A 19,971-nucleotide genomic window follows, 5' to 3' on the forward strand; every position below is an offset into this window, starting at 1 on the left:
CCGTCAAGCCCACAAGACCAGTTGCCTCTCAACGGCGCTGCAGTCAGCTGACTATGCGGTGGGGATCGTCGAGCCAGATTTGCTGGGCGGTCGCGTCGACTGTGAGGCCGAAACGTTCACGCGGGGGAGAGCCCCATGTCACCCACTGCAGGTAGGCGTTCTCGACCTCGTCCCACAGGCGCCGCGCCCCGTACTGCCGCACGGCGCGGTCTGTCCGGCCGGGCTCGAAGTCCGCGCACGCCCACGACGGGTCGTCACCCCGGCTCTCGACCGCCCAGATGCGGTAGCTGCCGTCCGGCGCCGCCTCCAGATGCGACCGTACGTTCGGGACGAGCGCGGCGATCGCCACCTCGGCTCCAGGGGCCTGGGCCATCACCGAACGCGGGTCGAGGCGGGCTGTGGACACCTCCGCCTTCTTGCTCTGCTCGACGGCGCGTTCAGGACCGCCGAACGGGCGCCGCTGAGAGCGCAGCATCATGAATCCGGCCGGCCCGGTGAGATGGCCGAGGGCAGTGCCGTCACCGGTCACTGTGAGCTGGGCGAGGTGCCCGATGCCCCAGCCCGGCGACCACGGGAGGACGATGCTCGCGCCTGGCCTGCACTGTTCGACCCACGCATGCGGAACGCGCTCGACTCCACACGTGACGTGCACCCGGTCGTAAGGGGCACCGTCGGCGAAGCCCACGACGCCGTCCCCGACGATCAGCTGGGGCGCCAGGCCCGCGGCCCCGAGGTTCTCGGCGGCCTGGGCGGCGAGCGTCTCGTCGATCTCGACCGACGTCACGTTCCCCGGCCCCAGCCGCCAGGTCAGCAGCCCCGCCGTCCAGCCCGTTCCGGTGCCGATCTCCAGAACGCGGTGATGGTCGAGCGCGCCGAGCTCCTGCAGGAAGGTGACCACGATCCCCGGCGCCGAGCAGGAACTGGTCCAGGTCCCGGTGCCGCTCAGCGGGTCGCCCGCGCCGTCGTCGAGCTGGATCGCGATCGCGGTGTCGGTATAGACGGCGTTCCACCATGTCTGGGGATCGGCTCTCCGGTCGATCGCGAATCCCTCGTACCGCGGCCGGTCCGGTACCGCCCATGCCGTCTCCGGAACGAACAGATGCCGCGGTACGGCCCGCAGTCCCTCACGCCAGAGCGGATCGGTGAGGCGTCCGGTCGTCACGAGCAGCTCGGCCAGGCCTTCGACTCGTTCTTCCGTGGTCATCCATCCACCCTGCAAGCCCGGGCGCCACGGTTCAACACCGCGCCTGAATTCACCGTCTGAAACCATTTGCGCTGGTCTGCGAGACTGTGACCATGACCGGTCCGGACACTTCCGTCAGATTGATCCGCAACAAGGATCTTGCTCAGACCGTGGACTACGCCTACGCCGCGGTGGCCGACGCGCCGGTGCGGGCGATCTGGACCGCAGGCGCCTGCCCGCTCGACGCGAGCGGCGACACCGTCGCCGTGGGGGACGTCGCCGGTCAGGCCCGGCAGGTGATGATCAATCTCGCGGCCGCCCTGGAGAGCGCGGGCGCCTCCCTGAACGACATCGTGAAGACCACCGTGTACGTGGCGTCCTCCCGCCAGCAGGACCTCGTCGAGGCCTGGAACGTCGTCCGCGAGCACATGGGCGACCACGACGCCCCGAGCACCCTGCTCGGAGTGGCCGTCCTGGGCTACCTCGACCAGCTGGTCGAGGTCGAGGCCACAGCCGTGATCATCGAAGAACACGAATCCGGCTGACTCAGGCCAGTGCGGTCACCACGGTGTCGGCGAACTCCAGGGCCAGCGGGCTCAGCGCGTCCCATTGGCGCGCTGCCCAGCCCGCGCCGAGGGGTGGGAGTTCGGGGATCGGGATCAGCCGTACGACCCCGCCCGGGCCCCGGCCCCAGCCCGGCAGGGCGGGGAGGACGGCATGGCCCAGCCCCAGCTCGGCAAGGAGCAGCGCGGTGTCCCAGTCGGCCACGCTCGTGGTCGAGGTGAGACGCACGCCGTGGCGTTCGAGATGCATTTCCAGGTGAACGCGGGACGTGGAGTGCTCGGGCAGTTCGATGTGGCGGATGCCGGCGAGCTCCGCGGGGGTGATCGTCTGCCGGTGGCTCAGCGGATCGGCGACGTGGACCGCGAGCACCCAGGGCAGGTCGCAGGACGAACGTTGCTCCACCCCGTCCATCGGCGGGCCGATCGTCACCCAGGCCAGGTCGACCTCGTGTGACCGGACCGCCTCAAGGCAGCGGCGGCTGGAGTCGGCGGTCACGAACTGCAGGTTGACCTCGGGATGGCCAGCCCGGAACGAGGTCACCCCGGCGGCCATGAAGTGCCGGACCGTGGTGGCGCCGGTGGCGATCCGGATCGTGCCCGCGACGCCCCGGCGAAGGTCGTCCAGCTGCCGCAACGCGCCGTCCAGCCCGGCGATGCCCTCGGCCGCCGCGCGCCGCAGGACCTGGCCCGCCCGCGTCGGCGCGACACCGCGCGGGCGGCGTTCGAGCAGCGTCAGCCCGGTCTCCCGTTCGAGCCGCTTGACGTGCTGGCTGACCGCCGACTGGCTGCACGACAGGCTCCTCGCCACGGCGCTGAGGTTGCGGGCCTCGCACACCGCGACGAACACACGCAGGTCGTCCAGCGTCATGAGCCCAAAGCTAAGCCTTAATCGCCGTGCGGGCAGGCTCCGCCTGACGGACTCAGGCGTCGCGCCGGGTCAGGGCGAAGACCGCGGCGATCAGCGCGAAGGCCGCGTACCCCAGCATCACGGCGAGCGCGAGGACCGGTGGCAGCACAGGGTCGTCGGCCGTGCCCGCGAACTGCGGTGCGAGCCCGGCGGGGAGCAGCGACGCGATGTCCTCGCCCCAGCTCGGGAACACCATGCGCGCCACCGTCGGCAGCACGAACAGCACCGCGCCCACAGCGACGAAGGCTCCCGCCGTCGAACGCAGCACCGCGCCGAACCCGAGCCCGACGACACCGATGACCATGATCGACAGGCCGTTCCCGAACGCGGCGGCCAGGCCCTCGGGCACCGACTCCCATGCCGCGATCGGCGCCGGTCGGTCGCCGGTGATGAGCCCGCCGAGGGCGAACGAGGCGACCGCGATCGTCTGGCCGGAGACGAAGGCGACGGAGGCGACCACGGCCGCCTTGGCCGCGATCAGCCTGCGCCGCCTCGGGACGGCCGCCAGGCTGGTGCGGATCATGCCGGTCGCGTACTCCGAGGTCATCACGAGCGCGCCGAGAGCCGCCAGGCAGAACTGGGTGAACGGCACGGCCAGGATGGCGGGATCGGCGCCGGGGAACGTGGTGCGTTCGGCGGCCGTCGAGCCGTCCCAGTCGGCCGTCATCAACACCGCCACCAGGCCGCCGACGGCCAACGCCACGAGCGGCGAACCGAGGATGTACCGCGTCGAACGGACCGTGCACAGCTTGCGCCACTCGGCCGAGATCGCAGTGTTCATCGGCTGACTCCTTCGGCCCGGTATTCGACGGTCTCTCCGGTCAACTGCAAGAACACCTCTTCGAGCGAGGCGCTGCGCGGCGTGAGTTCGTGGAGGGGGACGCCATGGGCGAAGGCCAGGTCGCCGATCTCTGTCGCGTCCAGGCCTGCGACGACCAGTTCGCCGGACATCTGCGCGACCGTCGCGCCGGCGGCGGTGAGGGCTGCGGCGAGGGCGGTCGTACGGGGCGAACGTACGAGCACGTCACGCTTGAACCGCGCTGACAGGTCCGCCATGGACGTCTCGGCGATCAGCCGCCCCCGCCCGACGACCAGGAGGTGGTCCGCGGTCAGGGCCATCTCGCTCATGAGGTGGCTGGAGACCAGGACCGTGCGGCCCTCGGCCGCGAGTGCCCGCATGAGTTCGCGGATCCACCGGATGCCCTCGGGGTCGAGCCCGTTGATCGGTTCGTCGAAGAGCAGCACGGCCGGGTCGCCGAGGATCGCCGCCGCGACTCCGAGTCGTTGCCGCATGCCCAGCGAGTACCCGCCGACGCGGCGCCGTGCAGCAGAGCCCAGCCCGACCCGTTCGAGCACCTCAAGGACCCTCGCGCGGCCGATGCCGTTGCTGCGGGCCAGCCAGTCCAGGTGGTCGAACGCGGTCCGCCCGCTGTGCACCGCACCCGCGTCCAGCAGCGCGCCGACCTCGTGGAGGGGCCGCTCGATGGCCTGGTAGCGGCGGCCGTTCACCAGTGCCTCACCGGAGTCCGCCAGGTCCAGGCCCATGATGGCGCGCATCGTCGTCGACTTGCCGGCCCCGTTCGGCCCGAGGAATCCCGTCACCCGTCCGGGCCGTACGACGAACGACAACCCGTCGACGGCTGTGACACGCCCATGGCGTTTGGTCAGCTCACGTACTTCGATCATGCCGACCACGATCGCCGTCGGCGCACGACCGGCACATCAGCCCACGATGGACATTCGCGGCGTCCTCTCCGGGATGACGGCTCAGCGGGTGGAGGCGAGGCCCGACTCGTACGCGATGATCACCAGCTGCGCGCGGTCGCGGGCGCCGAGCTTGGCGAGCAGGCGTCCCACGTAGGTCTTGACCGTCGCCAGGCTGAGGTGCAGGTGCTCGGCGATCTCGGTGTTGGACAGGCCGCGGGCGATCAGCGTCAGGACCTCCCGTTCGCGCTCGGTCACGCCCTCGAGCGTGCGGGGGAGCGGCCGGGCGGGTTCCGGGCGCGCGGCGAACTCCTCGATGAGCCGCCGGGTGACGGTGGGCGCCAGCAGGGCCTCACCGGCCGCGACGACCCGGATGGCGTCCAGCAGATCGCCGGGTGGAGTGTCCTTGAGCAGGAAGCCACTGGCCCCCGCGCGCAGTGCCGAGAAAACGTACGCGTCGAGGTCGAACATCGTCAGCATGAGGACCCGTACGCCCGCGGTCGCGGGCGCCTCGCGGATCCGGCGGGTGGCCTCGATGCCGTCCATCCCCGGCATCCGTACGTCCATCAGCACCACATCGGGCACCACCGCCCGAGACAGTTCGACGGCCTCGGCTCCGTCCGCCGCCTCGCCGACGACCGACAGGCCGGGCGAGGTCTCGATGAGGGCCCGGAAACTACCGCGCAGGAGCGCCTGGTCGTCTGCGACCAGCACGCGAATCGCCGCCACGCTCACGCGGTGTCCCGGTCCTGGTGGGGGAGGGTGGCGGTCACGGTGAAGCCGCCATCGGGGCGCGGAGCGGCGGTGAAGACCCCGCCGTACATCGCGACCCGCTCGCGCATGCCGACGAGCCCGTGGCCGCCGCCATCCGGGCGGACCGCCGGGACGACCGTGCCGTCATTGGTCACCTCGATCCTCACCTCCGTCGCTGCCCTCATGATCGTTACCTGACAGTGCGCGGGGGCCGCGTGCTTGACCACGTTGGTCACGGCCTCCTGCACGATCCGGTACGCCGTGAGCTGGACGGCCTCGGGAAGATCGTAGGCGTCGTCGATCGTGAGCTCGACCCGGACTCCCGCCGCCGCCACGCGTTCGGCCAGCTCGGGCAGGGCGGCGACGCCCGGGGACGGCGCCAGGCCGCTCTCGTCCGGTTCGCGCAGGACGCCCAGGAGGCGGCGCATCTCGGTGAGTGCGCCCTTGCTGGTCGCCTCGATGACGCGCAGGGCCTCGCGCGCCTCTTCCGGGCGGTCGTCGGCGATGTGGTTGGCGATCGAGGCCTTCACCGCGATCAACCCCATGCCGTGGGTGACGACGTCGTGCAGCTCGCGTGCGATCCGGAGCCGTTCGTCCACGAGGATCTGGTGCGCGCGGTCGCGTTCGGCCTGGAGCGCCGTGAGCCTGCGGCCGCGCACCGTACGGCCGGCGAGCCAGGTGCCGCCGAGCAGCAGCCAGGCAGCCGCGGTGCCCCAGGCGGCGGCGACCCAGCCGTGGTACGGGTCGGCGGCGACCGCCACCGGCGCGCCCGCCAGGCAGATCGCGAGGGCGCGCAGTGACCGCCGAGGCGCTTCCGTGACGGCGACGGTGTAGAGCGCGAGGGCCACTGCGACATAGGCGCCCCACAACGCGCCGGTGACGTACGCGATGATCCAGACGGCCAGCGCGGCGACGAGCGCCTGGTAAGGCCACCGCCGGCGCACCGCGACCGTGGCGGCGAGCACGGTGGCGGTGAGGCAGGCCGCCACGAAGGCGAATGCGAAGTCCGGCCGGTCCTTGAGCAGGTTGCCCGCGATCTGGATCTGTACGAACCCCAGCAGGACCGCGACCAGGACGTCCAGGCCGACCAGCAGGCGGGTACGGGCGATCTTCACGTGCGCACGCTATCCGGGGGCGCGGCGCCGCACATCCGACCACCGTGGATCATCCTCAGGGAGGATCGCGGCCTGGATGTTCTTCGGCGTTACCCTTCGGCCGTGCCGAGGTGGCGGACGACGCTCACCTTGAAGTAGGTCGGCCCGCCTCCCAGCTTGGCGCGGTGGGAGACGATCCAGACGTCCTCGCCCACCTGGTAGACGTCGCGCCGCATCCGCAGACCGGCCAGTTGCGGCCGATGGACGAACGCCAGGTCCTCTGCGGCCTCGCGTGCCCGGCCGAGATCGTCCCCGGCGGGCATCACCAGCGAGACATGCCACTCGCCGTTGGAGCCCTTCCGCTCCTCGACCAGCAACGCCCAGGTGCCCTCGCTCATCATGCCTCTGGGGTCGGCGGGGCCGGCTGGCAGCGAGGGCACCAGTAGGTCACCCGGTTGCCGAAGTCGGACGCCTGGTCCGCCCGCTGGATTCGGCTGCGGCAGCGGCGGCAGGGGCGGCCCGCGCGTCCGTAGACCCAGTGTTCGTGGCCGCGCCGCAGATCGCCCGTGGTGATGTGGCCGTGCCGCTCCTTGTTGGCCACGAGGAGCCGGTGGGCCAGCTCGGCCATCGCGGACAGGTCGGTGACATCCCGGATCGGGGTCCACGGGTGAACGCCGCGCAGGAAGAGGATCTCTGCCTTGTAGACGTTTCCGATGCCGGCCAGTCTCGTCTGGTCGAGAAGCGCCTCGCCGATGGCCCGGTCGGGCTGCTCGCACAGGCGGCGCACAGCCTCGGAGGGGTTCCAGTCCGGGCCGAGCAGATCAGGGCCGAGATGCCCCACGGCCCGTCCCTCGTCGGACGTACGGAGCAGTTCGAGGATGCCGAGGGAGTAGCCGAGCGCCTGCCATTCGGCGTTGGCCAGGATCACCCGGATGCGATGGTCGGAAGGCGGAGCGCCGGGCCGGCGGATCCGCCACGAGCCCTCCATGAGCAGGTGGCTGTGCACGGTGAGGCCGCCGCCGACCCGGATCAGCAGATGTTTGCCGCGAGCGAGGACCCCCAGGACGGGCCGCCCGCGCAGATCGGTGGTGGCCAGCTTGGGGACGCGGAAGTCGCTGCGCGTCAGCGGCCGCCCGGTGAGCGCCTCGTCCAGGCGCCGGGCGGTCAGCCAGACGACATCGCCTTCCGGCACGTCAGCTGTCCCGTCCTGTCAGATGAAGGAAGGGCTTTCCCAGGCCGAGGGGTCCTCGGTGAGCTTCTTCACGAATGCGGGTAGTTCGCCCGTCGCGATGTGGGCGAGTGAGACCTGTTCGAGGATGGCGCGTTCGCTGGCGCGCAGCGCGATCCACAACTCCTGGAGCGAGCGCGCGGGCCCCTCGTACCCGACGTGCTCGGGGCGTTCGCCACGGACGCCCAGCAGCGGGCCGTCGATGGCGCGGATGATGTCGGCCATGGAGATCTGTTCAGCCGGCCTGGCCAGCCAGTAGCCACCTTCGGGGCCACGCTGGCTCCGGACGAGTCCGGACCGGCGGAGCTGGCCGAGGATGTTCTCGAGGAACTTGGGCGGGATCTGCTGCGCCTCGGCGAGCTGGACGGCGGTCACCGGATGACTCCCGGCCACCGCCAGCTCCGCGGCGGCACGCAGCGCGTAGTCAACCCGGGCGGACAATCGCATGAACGTATTATCCCTTGCCGATCGGACTGGTTGGGCTTACCGGGGGGCTGGTCCACGCTCTGTCCCGGTTCTCGGTATGCACACCGAACCGTTTCCGGGCGAATTTCGCAAGCACCCGGGACTTTGGGACGGATGCGTCTCCCCTAGAGGTCTGACGGCAAATCATCCCTGTGGTGGATGACGATACGCCTGTTTCTTCAGGACCATAGAGGTCATAGGGGGCCACGTGGATGCGGTGACACACCGCGGAACGGGGAATGACGATGACACCGACGGCACGATGGGCGGCCGCACAGCGGCGCAAGCGCCAGATCATCAGCCAGACCGTCCGGGATCGCGCCCTGCAGGACCCGAGGCGCCAGGCCGGCCACCGACCCGCCAAGGCCGAAGACCGGCCAGTGGCCGCCTGACCGAACCCGCCGACCAGCTATAACCCGCCAGGCAGTAATGAACCGCCAAACAGCAGTAACGCTCAAACAGCAGTAACCCGCCTGATCAACGCCTCCGCGCTCCCCCGCGGAGGCGTTTCGCGTTCCTGGGTCAGGATCCAGGGGGTGAGGAGAAGACCTCGTCGCGGGCCTTTTCCATGGCGGCGTGGAGTGCGCCTCGGAGGACGGCGTTGCCCTCCACACCGGTCACGGCGATCGTGGGAGTGGTCGGGCAGATGCGGCTGACGGCGCGGGTTATGCGGGTGGCCAGGGGCTCGCCGCCGGCGCGGCCCAGCTGGCCCGCCAGAACGACCAGGCCCGGGTCGAGGACGATGTTGACCGACGTGACGCCGTACGAGATGCGGTTGGCGAGCTCGTCCAGGAACGATCCGCCGCGTTCCTCATCGAGAGCGGCGGCCCGTACGCACTCGACGGCGGTGGGCTCGGTGAAGCCGTGCGTGTGGGCGAGGCCGCGGACGGCGTCGGCGCCGACCAGCGAGCCGTAACCGCCGGCCAGCGCCGGGATGCCCCAGGTGGTCGACTCGGTGAAGCCCTCGTCGGCCGGGTCGCGGCGGACGTCGCCGGACGGGAGGGGCGCGCCGGGCACGGGCAGGTAGCCGATCTCGCCCGCGCCGCCGGACCGGCCGCGGTGGAGCCGGCCGCCGAGCATGACCGACAGGCCCATACCGCGGTCGAGCCACATCAGGGCGAAGTCCTCGTCATCCTTGGCCACGCCGTACGCGCGTTCGGCGATGGCGGCGAGGTTCACGTCGTTCTCTATGATCACCGGGCGGCGGAGGTCGGTCTTCAGCCCGGCGAGAACGCCCTCGTGCCAGGACGGCAGGTCGAACGAGAACTGCACGTCACCGGTGCGCGGGTCGACGACGCCGGGAGTGCCGATGACGAAGGCGTTCAGGCGGGAGAGCGCGACCTTGGCGGATCGGCAGGCCTTCACGACGGCGTTGTGAACGGTCTTGACGGGATCGTCCGCGCCGTTCGGGTCGACGGTGACCTGGGCCACGATGCTGCCCGTGATGTCCGCGACGCCCGCGGTGACCCCGTCGGGGCCCACCTCCAGGCCCGCCACGTACGCGCTCGACGGCACCACCGCGTAGAGCGCCGCGTTCGGCCCCCTGCCGCCCGCCTGCTCCCCGACGACCTCGACCAGGCCGCGCTCCTCGAGCCGGGAGAGCAGCTGGGAGGCCGTGACCTTGGAAAGCCCGGTGTGCTCGCCGATCTGTGCGCGGGTCAGTGGTCCCTGGCCGACCAGCAGGTCCAGCGCGGCGCGGTCGTTCAGTTCGCGCAGCAGCCGCGGTGTCCCCGGTCGTCTCGGCATGCTGGACCCCTCAAAGTCTCAATCCGCTAACAGGCGGTTTTGTTTAGGAAAGTTTCTTGTTAGTTTACGCCCAAGCGCCTCGGCAGCCCAGACCGGGTGATGAGACGCACATCGAGCGCCGACTGGCGAGCAGGGCGTCCCGCGGCCGGTGCGAGCAAGTGTCGGGCATGGCTGGACCCTAAAGGGTCCAGGCCCGATCCATAGCCCCGACGGTCGGGGATGCACTCACGGCGATGCCATGCTGGAAAGGAAAATCCCAGTGAAGTACACCAAGGTTGCGGCCGTAGCGGCCGCGATCGCCCTGGCCGCCACGGCCTGCGGCGGCGGCGATGACAAGGCCGACAGCGGGGCGGCCAAGGCCCCGGCGCAGCTCAAGGTCTGGATGATGGGTGATGGCACGCCCGAGCAGACCAAGTTCCTCGACGGAGTCGAGACCGACTTCAAGGCCAAGCACCCGGGTACGGACGTCGTGATCAAGTACGTGCCGTGGGCGCAGGTCGCCACCACGTTCCAGAAGGCCGCCGCCGGCGGGGAGGGCCCGGACGTCACCGAGCTCGGCAACACCGACGTCCAGTCGCACATCGAGCAGGGCAGCCTGGCCGACGTCACCGACCTGTACGGCAAGTGGGCCGACGGCAAGACCCTCAACAAGACCGCGCTGGAGAACGACCAGTCGGACGGCAAGACCTACGCGGTGCCGTGGTACGGCGGCGTCCGCGGCGTGTGGTTCCGCAAGGACTGGTTCGACGAGCTGGGCATCCAGCAGCCCAAGACGTGGGCCGACCTGAGCGCCGCCGCCAAGAAGATCCAGGACGCCAAGAAGGTGCCGGGCATCGGCGTGCCGAGCGACCAGACCAACGCCCTCCTCAGCTTCATCTGGGGTAACGGCGGCGACGTGGCCGCCAAGGAGGGCGACAAGTTCGTCGGCAAGCTCGACCAGCCGCAGGTCAAGGAGGCCGTCGACTTCTACGCCGGTCTGGTGACCAAGGACAAGGTCGCCTCCGCCAAGTACGTCGGCAAGAACGAGCTCGAAGGCCCGCAGCGCGACTTCGCCCTCGGCAAGCTCGGCATGTACTTCGACGGCAGCTGGGCGTTCAAGGAGATGAAGAAGATCTCCGAGAAGGACGCCGGCAAGTGGGCCGTCTTCCCGATCCCGACCAAGGCCGGCGGCAACGCGCCCGTCATGGCCGGCGGCTCGGACCTGGCCGTCTGGAAGGACAGCAAGGCCAAGGACGCGGCGTTCGACTACATCACCGTGCTCAACAACGCCAAGAACGCGCAGGCCTGGGCGGACTACAGCGGCTTCTCGTCGATGCGCTCGGACGTGAAGTTCACCGACCCGAAGCTGGCGATCTTCACCGACATCGCGGGCAACACCAAGTTCCCGCCGATCAGCGCCGGCTGGGGCGAGTTCGAGCAGGCCAAGAAGGTCCTGCCGAACGCGGTCAAGGCCATCATGCAGGGTAAGTCCTCGGACGGCGAGCTGAAGAAGGCCAACGAGCAGGCCAACACCCTGCTCAACGTGTCGTAGGACGCCTGAACTCTCGGGGGTCTTCGAGACCTCACCCGGCCGGAGGCCCCCGAGATCCCAGCCGCGCGCACCCTTCGTTCTTCGTCCTCGCTCGCTGTCGCAGGACCCGCCCAACCCCGGCTGATCGGACTGAGTCCATGCTCGACACCGCCCCCGTGGTTCGGAAGAACCCGGGTCGGAAGACCACCGGCACGGCAGGCCGGCCGCGCCGCCGTCCCCGCTTCGGGCCGTATCTGCTGATCGCCCCGACGCTGGTCGTCATCGCCCTCCTGATGTTCTGGCCGATGATCCAGATCGGGATCATGTCGTTCCAGAAGGTCGGCAACCGCCAGCTCCGCGGCGAGCCCGCCGAGCAGGTGGGCACCGAGAACTACGACAAGATCTTCAGCGATCCGTTCTTCTGGCAGACCCTGAAGCACACCGTGCTGTTCGCGGTGGTCGCGGTCTCCTTGACGCTGGTCGTCGGCACCTTGATCGGGCTGCTGCTGCACCAGCTCGGCAAGCGCATGTCGAGTTTCGTGGCGGGCGGCGTGATGGTCGCGTGGGCCACCCCGCCGGTGACCGCGGCGATCATCTTCTCCTGGTTGTTCGGCACGACCGGCGGCCTGGTCAACTGGACGCTCGATCTGCTGCCGGACTGGCTCGTCGGCGGCGGCTGGAACGACTTCAACTGGTTCGGCACGCCGCTGTCGACCTACACGGTGCTGACGATCTGCGTGGTGTGGCAGGCCTGCCCGTTCATCGCGGTGTCGGTGCTCGCGGGGCTGAAGAGCGTGCCGGGGGAGCTGTACGAGGCGGCGCGGGTGGACGGCTCGGGGCCCTGGCGCTCGTTCTGGAGCATCACGTTCCCGATCCTCAAGCCCATCTTCATGGTCCTGCTGGTCATGTCGATCATCTGGGACTTCAAGGTCTTCACCCAGCTGTTCGTGATGGCCGGGATGGCCAACCGTGACTCCTTCAACCTGTCGCTGTACGCCTACTCCGAGGCGTTCGGGTCGCTCAATCCCAAGCTCGGCATGGGCTCGGCGATCGCGATGGTGCTCACGGTGATCCTGCTCATCGTCACGGCCCTGTACGTGCGGGTCATGGTTCGACAGGGAGAGACGAAATGAGCCGCGCGCGCCGTATTCGCGTCTTCCGCAAGGGCGCCCTCAACGCCGCAGGGATCGTGGTCTTCCTGCTCGCGGTGTTCCCCGTCTTCTGGATGGCGTCCACCGCGTTCAAGCCCAACACCGAGATCTTCAGCAGCACGCCCAAGCCGCTGCCGTCGAACCCGACGCTCGACCACTTCGACCTGGTGCTGAACGGCGGCATCGCGGAGACGTCGTTCTGGGTGTACTTCCGCAACAGCGCGGTGCTCGCCCTCGTCACGGTGCTGGTCTCCGGCCTGCTGGCGCTGCTGGCGGCCACCGCCGTGGCGCGCTTCCGGTTCCGGTTCCGCACCACGTTCCTGATCATGCTGCTGGTCGTGCAGATGGTCCCGTGTGAGGCGCTGGTCATCTCGCTCTTCCTGAACCTCAAGCAGTTCGGTCTGCTCAACAGCCTGCCCGGGCTCGTGATCGTCTACGTCGGCTTCGCCGTGCCGTTCGCGATCTGGATGTTGCGCGGCTTCGTCGCCGCCGTGCCCAAGGAGCTGGAGGAGGCCGCGGCCATCGACGGCGCGAGCCCGATCCGCACCTTCTTCACGGTCCTGCTGCCGCTGGTGGCGCCGGGCCTGGTGGCCACGAGCATCTTCTCCTTCATCACCGCCTGGAACGAGTTCATCTTCGCGTTCACGTTCCTGGACGACCAAGACAAGTACACCTTGCCGATCATGCTGCAGTTCTTCTTCGGCCGCAGCGGCAACGCCTGGGGGCCCATCATGGCAGCGTCCACGCTGCTCACCATTCCCGTGATCATCTTCTTCCTCCTGGTCCAGCGCCGCATGGTGTCGGGCCTGACCGCCGGGGCGGTGAAGGGATGAGCGACGGCTCGATCGAACGGCTGGCCCGCGGGACCCTCCTCCCGTCGTTCCCGGGAGCGAGCGCGCCGCGCTGGCTGCAGGACGAGCTGGAGCGGGGCCTCGGCGGGGTCACCCTCTTCGCCTTGATCGGCAACGTGCCCAGCCCCGAGGCGCTCGCCGGGCTCACCGCCGAGATGCGCAAGGCCGCCGACCCGATCATCACGATCGACGAGGAGGGCGGCGACGTCACCCGCCTCGGCGGGCATCTGACCGGCTCCCCGTACCCGGGGAACGCGGCGCTCGGCGCGGTGGACGACCCCGAGCTCACCCGGCGGGTCTACCGTTCGCTGGGCGCCGAGCTCGCCGAGGTCGGCGTGAACCTCAACTTCGCGCCCACCGTGGACGTCAACACCGCCGCCGACAACCCGGTGATCGGCACCCGCTCGTTCGGTTCCGACCCCGAGCTGGTGGCCCGGCACGCCGTCGCCTCCGTGATCGGTACCCAGGAGGCGGGGGTCGCGGCCTGCGCCAAGCACTTCCCGGGTCATGGCGCGACCGTCGAGGACTCCCACCTCGGCGTGCCCATCGTGGACGCCGACCTGGAGCTCCTCGACCGCCGCGACCTCCTCCCGTTCCGCGGCGCGATCCAGGCCGGCACCCAGGCGGTCATGACCGGCCACCTCAATCTGCCGTCGATCACCAAGGGCGTCCCGTCCACGCTCTCGCGGGCCGCGATCACCGGGCTCCTGCGTGAGCACCTCGGCTACCAGGGCGTCATCGTGACCGACGCGCTCGACATGCAGGGTGCGAGCGGCGCCATCGGCATCCCCGAGGCCTCCGTGCGGGCCCTGCTGGCCGGCGCGGACCTTCTCTGCCTGGGTCCGAACGAGCACCAGGAAAGCCTGCAAGCCGTACTCGCCGCCATCGGGAACGCCGTACGCGCGGGACGCCTGCCGCTGGAACGCCTCCACGACGCCGCCGAACGTACTCGCCGGATGAAGGAGTGGCTGGCCGACCCAAGCCCCGCAGTCGTGGACCGCGCCGCGGGCATCGAGGCCGCGCGCCGGGCCGTCCACATCACCGGAGAGTTCCCCGGCCTCCTCCCTGGTCTGTCGACCGGGCCGCTCGTGGTGGAGCTGGCGTCCACAGGCAACATCGCGGTCGGTCCGACACCGTGGGGCCTGAGCCCCTGGGCCCTCGACACCGTCCGCGCCGAGGGCGTCCCCGGCGAGGCGGCCTCCCTGCTGGAACGTGCCACCGGCCGTGGTCTCGTGGTCGTCCTGCGTGACGCGCACCGCCACGCGGGCCAGCGGGCCCTCACCACCGCCCTCCTCCGGTCCCGCCCCGACGCGATCGTGGTCGAGATGGGCCTTCCCGTCTGGATCCCTGAAGGAGCCGTCCACGTAGCCACCTACGGCGCCGCCGCCGCCAACGCCCAAGCCGCCGCCGAACTCCTGGGCCTGACCCCCACCCCCTAGCAACACCCCAGGTCGGGCCATTAAATGTGCCAATTGCCTTGACGGTGGTTACCAATGGGGCAGAAAGTACAGCTGACACTTTGTGGGGCGAATGGCGCAAGGAGTTCGACATGGCGGTTGGAGTGAGTCTCGGAGGATGGCCGCCTCATGGTCGTCATGCTCTAGGTCGTCATGCTCTTGGTAGTCGTGGCCATGCGTGCGGTCCCGGGGGTCGGCTGGCCGAGCCGGTGAGCTGACGTGGGAACGCGTCGTGAGCGGCTGCAGACCCGGTCGTTCCTCGAACGCAGATTCATTCTGGCGTTCGGCGTCGCGGCGGTCTTCGCGGGGTTTGTGCTGCGGGGACTCCCCAGCCTGGTCGGGGCGGCTGAGGGCCAACCACCGCCGCAGGCACGCGCGCTCCTTCCCAGCGATCGGACCGGCACCCCGTCTCCCACGCCCACATTTGTGCCGCCTCCGGCGCCGGTGGTCCCGGGTCCGCCGCGCCAGACCAGCCCGACTCCCACTGCCACTCCGACTCCCACGCGGACCGTTCCACAGACTCGGGTGAATGTGGAGTTCCCGGAGCCTGGCCAGGCACTTCACGAGGACCGCGATTTCGTGGTCGGCGGTACCATCCGGGACCTTGGCGACGCTGATCTGCGCATTTTCATCTTCTCCGAGGAGCGCGACAGGTTCTACCTGGCCGACTATCGGGCGGAACGGATCGACGACGGGCAGTGGGAGATCCAGTCCACCGGCATCGGCACCGAATGGGGCGGACGGGGCGATCCCTACCTCGTCCAGGTCGTCCAAGCCGATGAGCGGTGCCGGAAGACCCTGGCCGGTCTGGAGCTGGGGAACGACAACTATCCGACCTTCGACGCCCTCCCGGAGGGCTGCCGGGTCGTCACTCAGGTACGCGTGGTCGAAGGGGCCTGACCCGTACCGCCGGAGACGCGCGGACGACGCTCGACCTGCGATCATCATGGGGAACGAGAAGATGCGGCCGCCCGTTTGGCTCATCGTGACCCAAGAGATCGGAGAAGCTCGTCATGGCGCTGCGTGACCGGTTCCGGCGCCTGGTGCAGAAGCCCGGGACCATCGATCTGGCGCCCTATCGCGCCCTGGTCACCGAGGCCTCTACACGAGAAGCCCGACTCCGCGATCTCTCTGACGCAGAGCTGACCGCCGCCGCCCTTGCCCTCCGCCCCGCCCATCTCCAAAGCCACGATGAGCCTGACCGCGATGACCCCGACCGCACTGCGGAGCCCCGCCGCACCCCCGAGGCTGGTCTTGGCGCGGAGACCCGGCGCGCCACTGACGTGGGTGAGGAGTTCGATCTCGCGGAGTTGTGCGCGGCCGGCCGGGAGGCGGCACGGCGGGCGTTGGGGGAACGGCCGTTCGACGTGCAACTCCTCGGCACGCTCGGCCTGCTGTCCGGTCACATCGTCGAGATGGCCACGGGCGAGGGCAAGACCCTTGCCGGTGCGTTGGCCGCCGCCGGGCATGCGTTGCGCGGCAGGCGTGTGCACGTGATGTCGGTCAACGACTACCTGGCGCGCCGGGACGCCGAGTGGATGGGCCCGCTCTACGAGCTCCTGGGCGTCTCCGTCGGCTGGGTCGGCCAGTCCTCCACTCCTGAGGAGCGCCGGAAGGCCTATGCCGCCGACGTCACGTACGCGCCGGTGAGCGAGGTCGGCTTCGATCTTCTGCGGGACAGGCTGGCCACGACCACGGACGAGCTGGTCCTGCCCGAGCCCGAGGTCGTACTGATCGACGAGGCCGATTCGGTCCTGGTCGACGAGGCGATGGTGCCCCTCGTTCTGGCGGGCGCGTCCGAACACGACCCGGCCGATCCCGTGTACGCCGACCTGGTGAGGCGCCTGCGGCCGGGCCAGCACTACGCGACCGACGAGGAGGGCCGCAACGTCCAGCTGACCTCGGCCGGAGCCCGCGCGGTGGAACGGGAGCTGGGCGGGATCGACCTCTACTCGCCCGGCAACACCGACACGCTCGTCGCGGTCAACGTCGCGCTGCACGCCCAGGTGCTGCTCCAACGCGACGTCGACTACATCGTCCGCGAGGGCGCCGTGAAGTTGATCAGCTCCTCGCGCGGCCGGGTGGCCCTGCTCCAGCGCTGGCCGGACGGGCTGCAGGCCGCCGTGGAGGCCAAGGAGGCCCTGGAGACCTCCGCGAGCGGCGAGATCCTCGACTCGATCACCGTTCAGGAGCTCATCGGCCGTTATCCGACCCGCTGCGGGATGACGGGTACGGCGCTCGCGGTCGCGGGGCAGCTGCGCGAGTTCTACGGCCTGGAGATCGCGGTGATCCCGCCGAACCGGCCCTGCGTCCGCGTCGACGAACCCGACCGGCTGTACGCCACGTTCACCGACAAGGAAGTGGCGATCACCGAGGAGATCGCCGGCGCGCACGCCACCGGCCGCCCCGTTCTCGTCGGGACGCTGGACGTCGCGGAGTCAGAACGCCTCGCGCGCCGTCTCGAACGCGCGGGCCTGACCTGCGTCGTCCTCAACGCCAAGAACGACGCCGAAGAGGCCGCCATCATCGCCGAGGCGGGCGTGGCGGGAGCGATCACCGTCTCGACCCAGATGGCCGGCCGCGGCACCGACATCCGCCTGGGCGGAACCTCCGAGACCGACGCCGAACGCGTGGTCGAGCTGGGTGGGCTCCTGGTGATCGGCACAGGCCGCTACCACAGCAGCCGCCTGGACGATCAGCTGCGCGGCCGCGCGGGCCGTCAGGGCGACCCCGGCGGCTCGGTGTTCTTCACCAGCCTTGAGGACGACCTGGTCACGCAGTACGCCCCCGACGAGGAGTCCAACGCCACGCCCGCGTCCGATGGCCGTCTCGATGACAAGAACGCCCAATGGATCGTCGGCCACGCACAGCGCGTCGCGGAAGGCGTCGAGGTGGAGATCCACCGCAACACCTGGCGTTACAACCAGCTGATCGGCCTCCAGCGCCGTGCGGTCCTCGCCGAGCGCAGCCAGCTGCTGCGCGGCGACCACGCCGACCGCCTCATGGCCGAACGCCGCACCGCCCACCACGCCGAGCTCGTCAAGATCGCGGGCGAGGAGGCGGTCGCCGAAGCCGCACGCCAGGTCGCCCTCTTCCACCTCGACCGCTGCTGGACCGAGCACCTCGCCTATCTGGCCGACCTGCGCGAGGGCATCCACCTGCGCTCACTCGGCCGCGGCCTGGACCCGCTGGCCGAGTTCAACCGGGAGGCCGTCCCCGCAGGCAAGAAGCTCCTGGGCCGCGCCGTCGAACGAGCCGTCGACACGTTCGAGACCCTCACCGCCACCCCGGACGGCATCGACCTGACCGCCGCGGGCCTGCAACGGCCCTCCGCGACCTGGACCTACCTGGTCCACGACAACCCGTTCGGCTCCCTGGACGAACGCGCCCTCCGCGGCCTGATCGCCATGTTCCGCCGCAAGTCCCGCCGCCCCTGACCGCAGCAGGTCAGCAGACCGTGGCAGGTCAGCTGAGCGTGGCAGGTCAGCTGAGCGTGGCAGGCCAGCTGAGCGTGGCAGGTCAGCACATCGTGGCAGGCCAGCGACCGTGGCAGGCGAGCTGAGCGGGGCCGGGGAGCGGACCGTGGCTGGGCAGTGGACCGTGGCGGGCGAGCTGAGCGTGGCCGGGGCAGCGGATCGTGGCAGGGAAGCTGAGCGTGGCGGGGAAGCTGAGCGTGGCAGGCGAGCAGACCGTGGCAGGGCAGCTGAGCGTGCCGTGGCGGGGGAGCACACACAAGATCTCGCCCTAAGTGGCGGGGTGGGGGAGCAGGGCGTCTGCCGCTTCGCGGGCGAGGGCGGCGGCGTTCTGCTGGCCGGCGACGCTGAACGTCACGACGGCGCCCTCATGGAGGATCATGAGCTTGTCTGCCAAGGACTCGTTCACGCCGGCCTCGCGTGCAAGCTCGGCGTAGAGGGTGCGAAGCCATGCCTTCTGATCGGCGGCGGCGCGATGGCCCGGGTGGGCGTGGTCGGGTAGTTCGGCGAGGGCGTTCACCATCGCGCAGCCCCGGGCGCTCTCGGTGCGCAGCCAGTCGCCGAGTGCGTCGAACGTGGCGAGGATGCGCTCGCGAGCGCCGCCGGCGTTCTCGATACGGCTGGTCAGGTAGGCGCGCCAGCGTTCATCTCGAGCGCGCAGGTAGGCGAGAACGAGTGCCTCCTTCGACCCGAACCGGTCGTACACGGTCTTCTTGGTGACGCCCGCCTCGGCGGCGATCAACTCCATGCCTACGGCGCCAATGCCCCGTTCATAGAAGAGTTCGCTGGCTACATCGAGCACCCGTCTACCAGCGGGCGTGAGTGGTCTGCTGACGGTCGGCATGAGGCCTCCTCTGTATACGTCAAGTATACATACCGGTATAGCTACAGTAGGTATACCGGTATGTATACCTAAGGAGACCCATGTCAGACCGCCGCATCGATCTCCTGCTCGCCGCGGGCTTCGTGATCGCGTGGAGTTCGGGCTTCATCGGCGCCGAGCTCGGTACCCGCACCGCCGCAGCGTCCTCCCTGCTCGCCTGGCGCTTCATCATCGCGTTCGCCGTGCTGGCCCTCTGGATGCTCTGGCGCCGCCGCCGCGTTCCGCCGCGCGAACTCGCCCTGCACCTGGTCATCGGCGGCCTCGGCCAGGTCGGCTATCTGTACGGGGTGTTCGCCGCCGTGGAGCACGGGGTCTCCTCGGGAACGACTGCCCTGATCTGCGCACTCCAGCCCATCGTCGCGGTGACGCTGGCCGTGCCCCTCTTGGGTGAGTCGGTCAGCAGGCGCCAGATCGCCGGCTTCGTGATCGGCCTCGCCGGCGTGGCCTTGGTGGTCAGTGCCGATCTCGGTATATCCCGCGCTCCGCTTCCCGCGTACCTGCTCCCGGTCGCGGCGATGCTCTCCCTGGTCGCGGCCACCCTCATCGAACGCCGCACCCGGCCACGGGCGACCCTCATCGACGCCCTCACCATCCAGGCAGGTATCAGCGCGCTGCTCTTCAGTGCACTGGCCACCGCGACCGGGACGCTCACACCACCCGCCGACGCCACGTTCTGGATCGCGATCGCCATCCTGGTCGTGGCGGCGATGTTCGGTGGTTACGGCCTCTACTGGATCAACTTGGCCCGTACCGGCGTAGCCCGCGTCTCTGGCCTCCTCTATCTGACGCCTCCGGCAACGATGGCCTGGTCATGGCTGATGTTCGGCACGACCATGACTCCGCTGTCCCTGGCCGGAGTGGGAGTCTGCGCCCTGGCCGTACTCCTGATCCGAGCCAAACCTCCAACTCGCTCCCACCCCTCAAAATCCACCGCCAACGTGATGGCCGGATCCGGTCCCTAGTTTTGTAACACACTCGTGCTATTTTGTTTATGGCACGAGTG

20 protein-coding genes are annotated in these 19,971 nt (G+C 69.8%); 9 read left to right on the plus strand and 11 right to left on the minus strand.

Going from position 1 to position 19,971, the window contains the following annotated elements; genetic code table 11:
- Window positions 1-43: 43 nt before the first annotated feature.
- Window positions 44-1,204, minus strand: a complete 1,161-nt coding sequence (locus ACH34W_RS04110) for a methyltransferase domain-containing protein (RefSeq protein WP_395959336.1) — start codon at window positions 1,202-1,204, stop codon at window positions 44-46.
- Between the two features lie 92 nt (window positions 1,205-1,296).
- Between ACH34W_RS04110 and ACH34W_RS04115 the strand changes: the two genes are divergently transcribed.
- Window positions 1,297-1,728 (plus strand): RidA family protein, encoded by a 432-nt coding sequence (locus ACH34W_RS04115; RefSeq protein ID WP_395959337.1) that lies wholly within the window; start codon window positions 1,297-1,299, stop codon window positions 1,726-1,728.
- Window position 1,729: 1 nt separating this feature from the next.
- Here ACH34W_RS04115 and ACH34W_RS04120 read toward each other — a convergent pair whose 3' ends face one another.
- The 8 genes from ACH34W_RS04120 to ACH34W_RS04155 form a co-directional block, all read right to left on the minus strand.
- Complete coding sequence (locus ACH34W_RS04120) at window positions 1,730-2,614, minus strand: LysR substrate-binding domain-containing protein (RefSeq protein WP_395959338.1); 885 nt, start codon at window positions 2,612-2,614, stop codon at window positions 1,730-1,732.
- 52 nt (window positions 2,615-2,666) lie between these two features.
- Window positions 2,667-3,434, minus strand: coding sequence for an ABC transporter permease (locus ACH34W_RS04125; RefSeq protein ID WP_395959339.1), 768 nt, complete (start codon window positions 3,432-3,434; stop codon window positions 2,667-2,669).
- On the minus strand, window positions 3,431-4,339 hold the full coding sequence (locus ACH34W_RS04130; protein WP_395959340.1) for an ABC transporter ATP-binding protein: 909 nt from the start codon (window positions 4,337-4,339) through the stop codon (window positions 3,431-3,433). The genes ACH34W_RS04125 and ACH34W_RS04130 overlap by 4 nt, the downstream gene beginning before the upstream one ends.
- A gap of 81 nt (window positions 4,340-4,420) precedes the next feature.
- Window positions 4,421-5,086 (minus strand): response regulator, encoded by a 666-nt coding sequence (locus ACH34W_RS04135; protein WP_395959341.1) that lies wholly within the window; start codon window positions 5,084-5,086, stop codon window positions 4,421-4,423.
- A gap of 2 nt (window positions 5,087-5,088) precedes the next feature.
- Complete coding sequence (locus ACH34W_RS04140; protein WP_395959342.1) at window positions 5,089-6,225, minus strand: sensor histidine kinase; 1,137 nt, start codon at window positions 6,223-6,225, stop codon at window positions 5,089-5,091.
- A gap of 89 nt (window positions 6,226-6,314) precedes the next feature.
- Window positions 6,315-6,605 (minus strand): hypothetical protein, encoded by a 291-nt coding sequence (locus tag ACH34W_RS04145; protein ID WP_395959343.1) that lies wholly within the window; start codon window positions 6,603-6,605, stop codon window positions 6,315-6,317.
- Window positions 6,602-7,396, minus strand: coding sequence for a DNA-formamidopyrimidine glycosylase family protein (locus ACH34W_RS04150; RefSeq protein ID WP_395959344.1), 795 nt, complete (start codon window positions 7,394-7,396; stop codon window positions 6,602-6,604). Before ACH34W_RS04150 ends, ACH34W_RS04145 begins: the two co-directional genes overlap by 4 nt.
- 18 nt (window positions 7,397-7,414) lie before the next feature.
- The gene (locus ACH34W_RS04155; protein ID WP_395959345.1) at window positions 7,415-7,879 is read right to left on the minus strand and encodes an RrF2 family transcriptional regulator; all 465 of its coding nucleotides are present in this window, start codon (window positions 7,877-7,879) and stop codon (window positions 7,415-7,417) included.
- A gap of 263 nt (window positions 7,880-8,142) precedes the next feature.
- Between ACH34W_RS04155 and ACH34W_RS04160 the strand changes: the two genes are divergently transcribed.
- A complete protein-coding gene (locus tag ACH34W_RS04160) occupies window positions 8,143-8,289 on the plus strand; it encodes a hypothetical protein (RefSeq protein WP_395959346.1) in 147 nt (48 codons plus the stop codon).
- 130 nt (window positions 8,290-8,419) lie between these two features.
- On the opposite strand, the gene ACH34W_RS04165 is transcribed toward ACH34W_RS04160, so the two are convergent.
- A complete protein-coding gene (locus ACH34W_RS04165) occupies window positions 8,420-9,643 on the minus strand; it encodes an ROK family protein (protein WP_395959347.1) in 1,224 nt (407 codons plus the stop codon).
- A gap of 259 nt (window positions 9,644-9,902) precedes the next feature.
- Here ACH34W_RS04165 and ACH34W_RS04170 point away from each other — a divergent pair, with 259 nt between their 5' ends.
- The 6 genes from ACH34W_RS04170 (at window position 9,903) to secA2 (ending at window position 18,049) form a co-directional block, all read left to right on the plus strand.
- On the plus strand, window positions 9,903-11,174 hold the full coding sequence (locus tag ACH34W_RS04170; protein ID WP_395959348.1) for an extracellular solute-binding protein: 1,272 nt from the start codon (window positions 9,903-9,905) through the stop codon (window positions 11,172-11,174).
- A gap of 137 nt (window positions 11,175-11,311) precedes the next feature.
- Window positions 11,312-12,286: a carbohydrate ABC transporter permease gene (locus ACH34W_RS04175; protein WP_395959349.1), complete on the plus strand. Its 975-nt coding sequence runs from the start codon at window positions 11,312-11,314 to the stop codon at window positions 12,284-12,286.
- On the plus strand, window positions 12,283-13,137 hold the full coding sequence (locus tag ACH34W_RS04180) for a carbohydrate ABC transporter permease (protein WP_395959350.1): 855 nt from the start codon (window positions 12,283-12,285) through the stop codon (window positions 13,135-13,137). The genes ACH34W_RS04175 and ACH34W_RS04180 overlap by 4 nt, the downstream gene beginning before the upstream one ends.
- On the plus strand, window positions 13,134-14,594 hold the full coding sequence (locus tag ACH34W_RS04185) for a glycoside hydrolase family 3 protein (protein WP_395959351.1): 1,461 nt from the start codon (window positions 13,134-13,136) through the stop codon (window positions 14,592-14,594). Before ACH34W_RS04180 ends, ACH34W_RS04185 begins: the two co-directional genes overlap by 4 nt.
- Window positions 14,595-14,831: 237 nt before the next feature.
- The gene (locus ACH34W_RS04190; RefSeq protein ID WP_395959352.1) at window positions 14,832-15,512 is read left to right on the plus strand and encodes a hypothetical protein; all 681 of its coding nucleotides are present in this window, start codon (window positions 14,832-14,834) and stop codon (window positions 15,510-15,512) included.
- A 113-nt stretch (window positions 15,513-15,625) separates the two neighbouring features.
- Window positions 15,626-18,049, plus strand: a complete 2,424-nt coding sequence (secA2, locus tag ACH34W_RS04195) for an accessory Sec system translocase SecA2 (protein WP_395959353.1) — start codon at window positions 15,626-15,628, stop codon at window positions 18,047-18,049.
- Window positions 18,050-18,356: 307 nt separating this feature from the next.
- Here secA2 and ACH34W_RS04200 read toward each other — a convergent pair whose 3' ends face one another.
- Window positions 18,357-18,929, minus strand: a complete 573-nt coding sequence (locus ACH34W_RS04200; RefSeq protein WP_395959354.1) for a TetR/AcrR family transcriptional regulator — start codon at window positions 18,927-18,929, stop codon at window positions 18,357-18,359.
- A gap of 80 nt (window positions 18,930-19,009) precedes the next feature.
- Between ACH34W_RS04200 and ACH34W_RS04205 the strand changes: the two genes are divergently transcribed.
- On the plus strand, window positions 19,010-19,930 hold the full coding sequence (locus tag ACH34W_RS04205) for a DMT family transporter (protein ID WP_395959355.1): 921 nt from the start codon (window positions 19,010-19,012) through the stop codon (window positions 19,928-19,930).
- Window positions 19,931-19,971 lie beyond the last annotated feature (41 nt).

It is taken from the genome of Actinomadura sp. 6N118 (assembly GCF_044326415.1).
GTDB lineage: Bacteria > Actinomycetota > Actinomycetes > Streptosporangiales > Streptosporangiaceae > Spirillospora.